8 protein-coding genes and 1 pseudogene are annotated in these 6462 nt (G+C 61.9%); 6 read left to right on the top strand and 3 right to left on the bottom strand.

The annotated features are described in order from the left end of the window. Positions 1-245 precede the first annotated feature (245 nt). The gene (locus Q8O80_RS02510) at positions 246-989 is read right to left on the bottom strand and encodes a cytochrome c family protein (RefSeq protein WP_305576582.1); all 744 of its coding nucleotides are present in this window, start codon (positions 987-989) and stop codon (positions 246-248) included. Positions 990-1250: 261 nt separating this feature from the next. On the opposite strand from Q8O80_RS02510, the gene Q8O80_RS02505 reads away from it, so the two are divergent. Further along, positions 1251-2078, top strand: a complete 828-nt coding sequence (locus tag Q8O80_RS02505; RefSeq protein WP_305576580.1) for a prephenate dehydratase — start codon at positions 1251-1253, stop codon at positions 2076-2078. A gap of 1 nt (position 2079) precedes the next feature. On the opposite strand, the gene Q8O80_RS02500 is transcribed toward Q8O80_RS02505, so the two are convergent. After that, positions 2080-2316 (bottom strand): hypothetical protein, encoded by a 237-nt coding sequence (locus Q8O80_RS02500; protein WP_305576578.1) that lies wholly within the window; start codon positions 2314-2316, stop codon positions 2080-2082. 113 nt (positions 2317-2429) lie between these two features. Here Q8O80_RS02500 and dapD point away from each other — a divergent pair, with 113 nt between their 5' ends. From dapD to Q8O80_RS02475, 5 genes are all read left to right on the top strand, one after another. After that, positions 2430-3272 (top strand): 2,3,4,5-tetrahydropyridine-2,6-dicarboxylate N-succinyltransferase, encoded by an 843-nt coding sequence (gene dapD, locus Q8O80_RS02495; protein WP_305576576.1) that lies wholly within the window; start codon positions 2430-2432, stop codon positions 3270-3272. A gap of 92 nt (positions 3273-3364) precedes the next feature. After that, entirely contained in the window at positions 3365-3829 is a 465-nt protein-coding gene (locus Q8O80_RS02490; protein WP_305576574.1) for a DUF805 domain-containing protein, read from the top strand. 23 nt (positions 3830-3852) lie between these two features. Further along, positions 3853-5013 carry a succinyl-diaminopimelate desuccinylase gene (gene dapE / locus Q8O80_RS02485; RefSeq protein ID WP_305576572.1) on the top strand — a complete coding sequence of 387 codons (1161 nt, stop codon included), beginning with the start codon at positions 3853-3855 and terminating at the stop codon, positions 5011-5013. Then, positions 5010-5543, top strand: coding sequence for a hypothetical protein (locus Q8O80_RS02480; RefSeq protein ID WP_305576570.1), 534 nt, complete (start codon positions 5010-5012; stop codon positions 5541-5543). Before dapE ends, Q8O80_RS02480 begins: the two co-directional genes overlap by 4 nt. 16 nt (positions 5544-5559) lie before the next feature. Continuing rightward, positions 5560-6132: a hypothetical protein gene (locus Q8O80_RS02475; protein ID WP_305576568.1), complete on the top strand. Its 573-nt coding sequence runs from the start codon at positions 5560-5562 to the stop codon at positions 6130-6132. Here Q8O80_RS02475 and Q8O80_RS02470 read toward each other — a convergent pair. Further along, positions 6129-6462: pseudogene (locus Q8O80_RS02470) on the bottom strand (tRNA pseudouridine synthase A); the annotation flags it as partial. The gene Q8O80_RS02475 and the pseudogene Q8O80_RS02470 sit on opposite strands and share 4 nt — an antisense overlap.

Here is a 6462-nt window from a genome sequence, read left to right as displayed (position 1 = left end):
AGCCCAGTCAAGCCAACAAAGGCATTGGCCTCAGGCTTCCAGACAAAGATGTAGCGGATCGCGGCAGGGTCATGGTCATCGCCACGCCGCACGACGGGGTAGCCATCCAGGGCAGCGCGCAGCGCTTCGGCCCAGCCTGCTTCATCGACATCGGTCAGGTGCAGCAACAGCATGATCTTGTTCCTTCCAGCAAAAAGCCGCGCCGTTGACCGGGCGCGGCTTTGAAAAAAGTCTGATGGAGTGGATTACTGCGCCGTGGTGGTGGGAGTTCCCTGAATATCGGTTTCCATCGGCGCTTCCGTCGGCGTCTCGATCACCGATTCGGGCGCCAGGACCGGCGCATCGGCCGGTGCGGCGGCAGGCGCTTCGGTGGTGCTGGCGGGTGACTGTTCATCGCCCACCGCAGCCTCTTCCGCCGGCGATGCTGCTTCCACGGCATCAGCCGCCGGGAATGGCACCGGCGCAGCGTCCAGCGTCTGCAGATAGGCCAGGATGTTGGCGCGCTCTTCAGGTGTGCGGATACCGGCAAAATTCATCTTGGTGCCCGGTGCATAGTCGCTGGGCTTGGTCAGGAACGCGTTGAGGTTTTCATAGCTCCACACATCGCCGGCGGCGTTGTGGGCCAGCAGCACGTCCGAATAGGCAAAGTCGTCGACGCTAGCTTCTAGCCGGCCAACCACGCCATACAAGTGAGGACCCTGCTTGTTGGGTTCCCCCTCGCCGAAATTGTGGCACGACTGGCACTTCTTGACCGCGTTGGCGCCCTTGGCGACATCCGCGCTAGCCAGCAAAAGGCCGAGCGGCACTTCCGGCTCGGCTTCGGCCGGCGCAGCGCCACCTTCCACCGCCTCGGGTTCAGGCAAGGCATAGCCCGGCCCATTGTTCTGGATGGGATGGTAGATAGCTTCGGCGATAAAGCCGGTGCCCATAACGAACAACAAGGTGCCCAGAACGGCACCCATGATCTTGTTTAGCTCGAACGAATCCATTTGGTCTCTCTGCCAGTCCATCCCCTGCGGACGATAGTCGCGCTCCCCACCACATTCGAAAACCCCAATAGGGAATCCGTCTTCAACGGAACGGCGCGACGCGGGCGGAAGATAGTCCGACGGCTGGCGTGGCGCAACCATGCAATCCCAGACTGCGACATTTCCCCACCGCAAGTGCCGTGTGGGCCGGCTGCTGCATCAATTGACTCCGCTTGTCCCGGGGTTCAAAAGCCTCTGCGCCAACCAGAACTGGACCCGCAGATGACCAAGAAGATCGCTTTTCAGGGTGAGCCGGGCGCATTCAGCCACGCCGCCGCCAACAATCTGTTCCCCGGCGAGGAGGCGATTGGCTGCGTTACCTTTGAAGAGACGATTGCTGCGGTGCAGTCCGGCAAGGCCGACTTCGCCGTCGTGCCGGTCGAGAATTCCCTCTATGGACGCATTACCGACGTTCACCACCTGCTGCCCGAAAGCGGCCTGTTCATTATCGGCGACCACTTTCTGCGCGTCGAGATGACCTTGCTCGGGGTCCCCGGCGCACGACTGGTTGATATCAAGGCGGTGCAGTCGCTCTCGGTGGCCCTGGGCCAATGCCGCAAGTTCATCACCGATCATGGTTTTCGCACCATCAATGCGGTCGATACCGCGGGCTCGGCCCGCGAAGTGGCCGAGAATGCCGACAAGTCGGTGGCAGCCATTGCCTCCCGCTTTGCCGGCGAGATCTATGGTCTCAATGTGCTGGCCGCAAATATCGAAGACGCTGATCACAACACCACGCGCTTTCTGGTGCTGTCACGCGACGAGAAGCGAGCGCCCCAGGGTGGCAGGGTCAAGACCACCTTTGTATTCCGCGTCCGCAACGTGCCGGCAGCGCTCTACAAGGCCATGGGCGGCTTTGCCACCAATGGTGTCAACATGACCAAGCTTGAAAGCTACATGGTAGGGGGCAATTTCACCGCTACCCAGTTTTATGCCGATATCGAGGGGCACCCCGCGGACCCCAACGTGATCAATGCTTTTGAAGAGCTCGGCTTCTTTACCGACTACTTCCGTATTCTGGGAGTCTACCCGGCAGCTGACGGCGCTTAGTTCAGCCGTCCATCAGGCCGGGTGGCAGGCTGCCGATGCGCAGGATCACCCGTGGTTCGTCATAAGCATCGGTTTCGACGTCGACCTCCTGGGAAAACACCAGCACACCGGCGCGCATCGGCGCCAGACGCTCGGCCGTGGCAATCGCCTTTTCTTCGCTCTTGGCTTGCTGCACGGGGTCGGCAATCAGCTTCTTGCCGTTCTGTTTAAAGGCTTGCACGAGATACATCGTCGCCATGGCGCTCTCCGGAGTTCGCGCCGGGCCTAACACCTTGCTGCGCCATTCCCTAGCCAATTGACACCCCTTGCTGTCCCGCTATGGTCCGCGCGCACTATTCTGAGGAACTCACCATGTCTTTTACCGATCTCGCCAAGACCATCGATGACGCCTTCGAGGCCCGTGCTACAATCGGTTTCGACACCACAGGTCCCGTTCGCGACGCGGTCAACGAGGCCCTCAACCTGCTCGACAGCGGCAAAGCCCGCGTCGCCGAGAAGGTCGATGGCGTCTGGCAGGTCAATCAGTGGCTGAAAAAGGCCGTGCTGCTGTCATTCCGCCTCTACGACAACAAGCTGATCGAAGGCGCGCCGGGCGGCTCGTCGTTCTGGGACAAGGTGCCCACCAAATTTGAAGGCTGGAGCGAGAACACCTTCCGCGAGGCCGGCTTCCGCGCCGTGCCCGGTGCCATTGTCCGTCACTCCGCTTTCATTGGCCGCAACGTCATTCTGATGCCCAGTTTCGTGAATCTGGGTGCCCATGTCGGGGAGGGGACCATGGTTGATACCTGGGTCACCGTCGGCTCCTGCGCCCAGATCGGCAAGAACGTGCATATCTCGGGCGGCGTTGGCATTGGCGGCGTGCTTGAGCCGCTGCAGGCCGGTCCGGTCATTATCGAAGACAACTGCTTCATCGGCGCCCGTTCCGAAGTGGTTGAAGGCGTCGTTGTCGGCGAAGGCGCGGTGATCTCGATGGGCGTCTTCATTGGCGCCTCCACCAAGATCGTCGATCGTGCCACGGGCGAAATCCACATCGGCAAGGTGCCGCCCTATTCGGTGGTGGTATCTGGCTCGCTCCCCGGCAAGCCCTTCCCCAACGGCCAGCCCGGCCCAAGCCTTTACTGCGCCGTGATCGTCAAAACGGTCGATGCCCAGACCCGCTCCAAGACCGGCATCAACGAGTTGCTGCGCGACTAGCCCCGTTCTGGTGCAAACTGCGCGAGTCACCTAACATGCGGCATGCCGGAGCTTTTCGGCATCCTACCTGCTGATTTTTTGAGGGGAAGATCATGGATAGTCTCGTGCCGCTCTTCACCACCACAGACGGCAGGATTTCGCGCAAGACCTGGTGGTTTGGCGTCGTCATCCTGATCCTGGCCAGCATCGTGCTCAACCTCATTCTCGGCGTTTTCGGCATCAGCGCGGCTTGGGCCCAGTTGATCGCTTTTGCGATCATGTTCGTGCCCAACTGGTCCATTGGCATCAAGCGCCGCCAGGATCGCGATAGCGACGCGCGTGATTTCAAGATATTTCTCGCCATCTCCGGCATCCTGACCGTGCTGCAGGCGCTGGGCATCGGCACGACCGACGTCGACGTGGCTGGCGTGCCGACCCAGATGCCCTCCTTGCCCCTGTCGCTGGTTTACTTCGCGGTGGGCATTTACGGTATCTATGTCCTGGTCCAGCTTGGCTTCCTGCGGGGCACCACTGGCAGCAACAGCTTTGGCCGGGACCCGCTCGACGGCGCGGCCTGAACGAACAAGGACGGGATCACCTGGTGACCGACAACACTGCAGACGATCCTGTCCAGCTCCTCAAGAACCTGATTGCCTGTCCCTCGGTCACCCCCACCGAAGCGGGGGCGCTCGACGTGCTCGAAGCGGCGCTGAACGCGATCGGCTTTGCTGTCACCCGGCTGACCTTTGAGGGTGACGGCTCCTATCCGGTAGACAATCTCTTCGCCATACGCGGCAATGCCGGGCGGCGTCTGCTGTTTGCCGGCCATACCGACGTAGTCCCTCCCGGCGATCTGGCCCATTGGACCACCGATCCCTTCACCCCGCGGCAAGCCGACGGCAAGCTCTATGGCCGGGGCGCTGCCGACATGAAATCGGGCATTGCCGCCTTCGTCGCTGCTGCGGCCGCCATTCCTGTGGAGGCTGGCACCATCATGCTCGCCATCACCAATGACGAGGAAGCCGACGCCATCAATGGCACCGCCAAGCTGATGGCCTGGGCGCAGGCGCAGCAACACCATTTTGATTTTGCCATTGTCGGCGAGCCGAGCTCGACCGCCAACCTGGGTGACAGCATCAAGATCGGCCGGCGTGGCTCGCTCTCTGGTGTCATCACCGTCGCCGGCACACAGGGCCATGTCGCCTACCCCGCCAGGGCCAACAATCCCATGCCGGCCCTGGCGCGGGTGGTGACGGCGCTCGACACCACCATCGACACCGGCACCGCGCATTTTCCCCCCAGCAATCTCGAGGTCACCTCGATCGATGTCGGCAATGCCATTTCCAATGTCATTCCGGCGTCCGGGACCATTCGCTTCAACATCCGCTACAATGATTTGTGGACGCCTGACACCCTTGCCGACTGGGTCCGCAGCCGCATGGCCAGTGTTGACGCAGCGGGCAGCACTATCAGCTTCGCGCTGGCTGGCGAGCCGTCGCGTTCTTTCCTGTCGCCGCTCAGCGACGATGTGGAAACCCTGGCGGCGACCATTGCCGACCTGACCGGCCAGCGTCCGAGCTTCTCCACCGGCGGCGGCACCTCGGACGCGCGCTTCATCGCCCAATATGGTCCCGTGGTGGAGTGCGGCCTGGTCGGGCCCTCCATGCACAAGGCCGACGAGCACATTGCGCTCAGCGATCTGACCGGGTTGACCGAAATTTACCGCGCCTTCATGCTGCGCTTTTTCGGAGCGGTCTCGTGAAGCTCTGGACCGTCGTCAACCGGGCCATTGTCGGCTGGCAAATGATCGTGCGCGGTCAGCCTGGCTGGCGCAGCCAGTTCACCATCAGTGCGGCTGGCCTGGCAACCGCCCTGTTCGTGTTTATCTTTGTCGCGTTTCTCGGTGTGGCTGCGGCCTCGATGAGCATCGGCATGCCGGGGGGCATGGGCGTATTGACCGCCATGGCTGTGTTGGCACTGCCCGTCATCTCGCTGGTGGCGACACTGATGATTTCGCGCAGCTTCATCAACAGTCAGGCGCCCATGCTGCCCGTGCTGGTCCCCGGCGTTTATGCAATGGCAGGCTTCCTGCTGTTTGAGGGTCTGCTCGCCCTGATTGGCGGCCCCATTGTCATGCTGGCCTGGTTCGGCACCGGCTATCTGCTGTTTCGTCTGGCGCGCATTGCACTGCTCTGGAGCATTGGAGTGGCCGCCGGATTTGCCGCTTTGACCATCGTGCTGCTTGTAGCAATGCGCCTGGCGCTCTACATGCTGCCTACCACTCTCCTCTGACCAATCGAGACGCGCCTTGGCCCAGCCGACCCCGACATTCTTCGATGAACTGATTGCCGCGGCGCAAGGCAGCTTTGCCCTGCTGACCGGCGACCGCAAGGCGCCGACCCATTTTGACTTCAGTCAACGTGGTCTGGTCAGCAGTTTTATCGCCTTTCTGATTGCCGGTGCCATATCGGCCTATGGCCCGAAACTGCTGGGATTTTCGGCTGAAACCGGCGCGGCGTCCACCGGCCTGCTGCTGAGTGCCATGCTCTATGTGCTGCAGGCTGGCGCCGCATGGATCGTGCTGAGGCAGTTCGCCCGGCTCGATGGCTTTGTGCCCTATATTGTGGCCTTCAACTGGATCAATTTGTTCGCGTCGCTGATCACTCTCGTGCTGCTGATGGTCGGCGTCGGCCAGTTCGCCACCATTGCCGTTGGCGTCGCGGCTCTTGTGGTCGAGGTCAATATTGCGCGGTTGATCGTCACCCTGGCGCCCTTGCAGACCGTGATCTTTATCGTCGCCAAGCTGGTCATTCAGGCCGTCGCCATGGGGCTGATTATCGCCATGATCGCGCCGGGCATGTTCATGCCGGCCGTCAGCTAGTAGTCGACCCGCGTCAGGTAAAGCCCATCTGAAGGGGCCATGGCGCGGCAATGGCTACGGTTTCTGGCGTCGAGCGCGGCGCGGAAGTCGGCGGGCGTCCATTTGCCTTCCCCCACCAGCTTGAGGCACCCCACCATCGAGCGCACCTGATGGTGCAGAAAGCTGCGGGCGCTGGCATTGACCACGATATGGTCGTGCTCGCGCCGCACCGTCAGCACGTCCAGCGTCTTCATCGGCGAATTGGACTGGCACTCCGTGGAGCGGAAGGTGGTGAAGTCATGGTGCCCCAGAATCAGGCTGGCGGCCTCGTCCATGATCTCGGCATCGAGC

It is taken from the genome of Devosia sp. (assembly GCF_030689745.1).
GTDB classification, from domain to species: Bacteria; Pseudomonadota; Alphaproteobacteria; order Rhizobiales; family Devosiaceae; genus Devosia; species Devosia alba.
This window is presented reverse-complemented; position numbering and strand designations above follow the sequence as displayed.

Coding starts and splice junctions, on each gene's coding strand:
- Q8O80_RS02510 (WP_305576582.1), bottom strand. CDS start 989: ATGGATTCGTTCGAGCTAAACAAGATCATGGGTGCCGTTCTGGGCACC.
- Q8O80_RS02505 (WP_305576580.1), top strand. CDS start 1,251: ATGACCAAGAAGATCGCTTTTCAGGGTGAGCCGGGCGCATTCAGCCAC.
- Q8O80_RS02500 (WP_305576578.1), bottom strand. CDS start 2,316: ATGGCGACGATGTATCTCGTGCAAGCCTTTAAACAGAACGGCAAGAAG.
- dapD (WP_305576576.1), top strand. CDS start 2,430: ATGTCTTTTACCGATCTCGCCAAGACCATCGATGACGCCTTCGAGGCC.
- Q8O80_RS02490 (WP_305576574.1), top strand. CDS start 3,365: ATGGATAGTCTCGTGCCGCTCTTCACCACCACAGACGGCAGGATTTCG.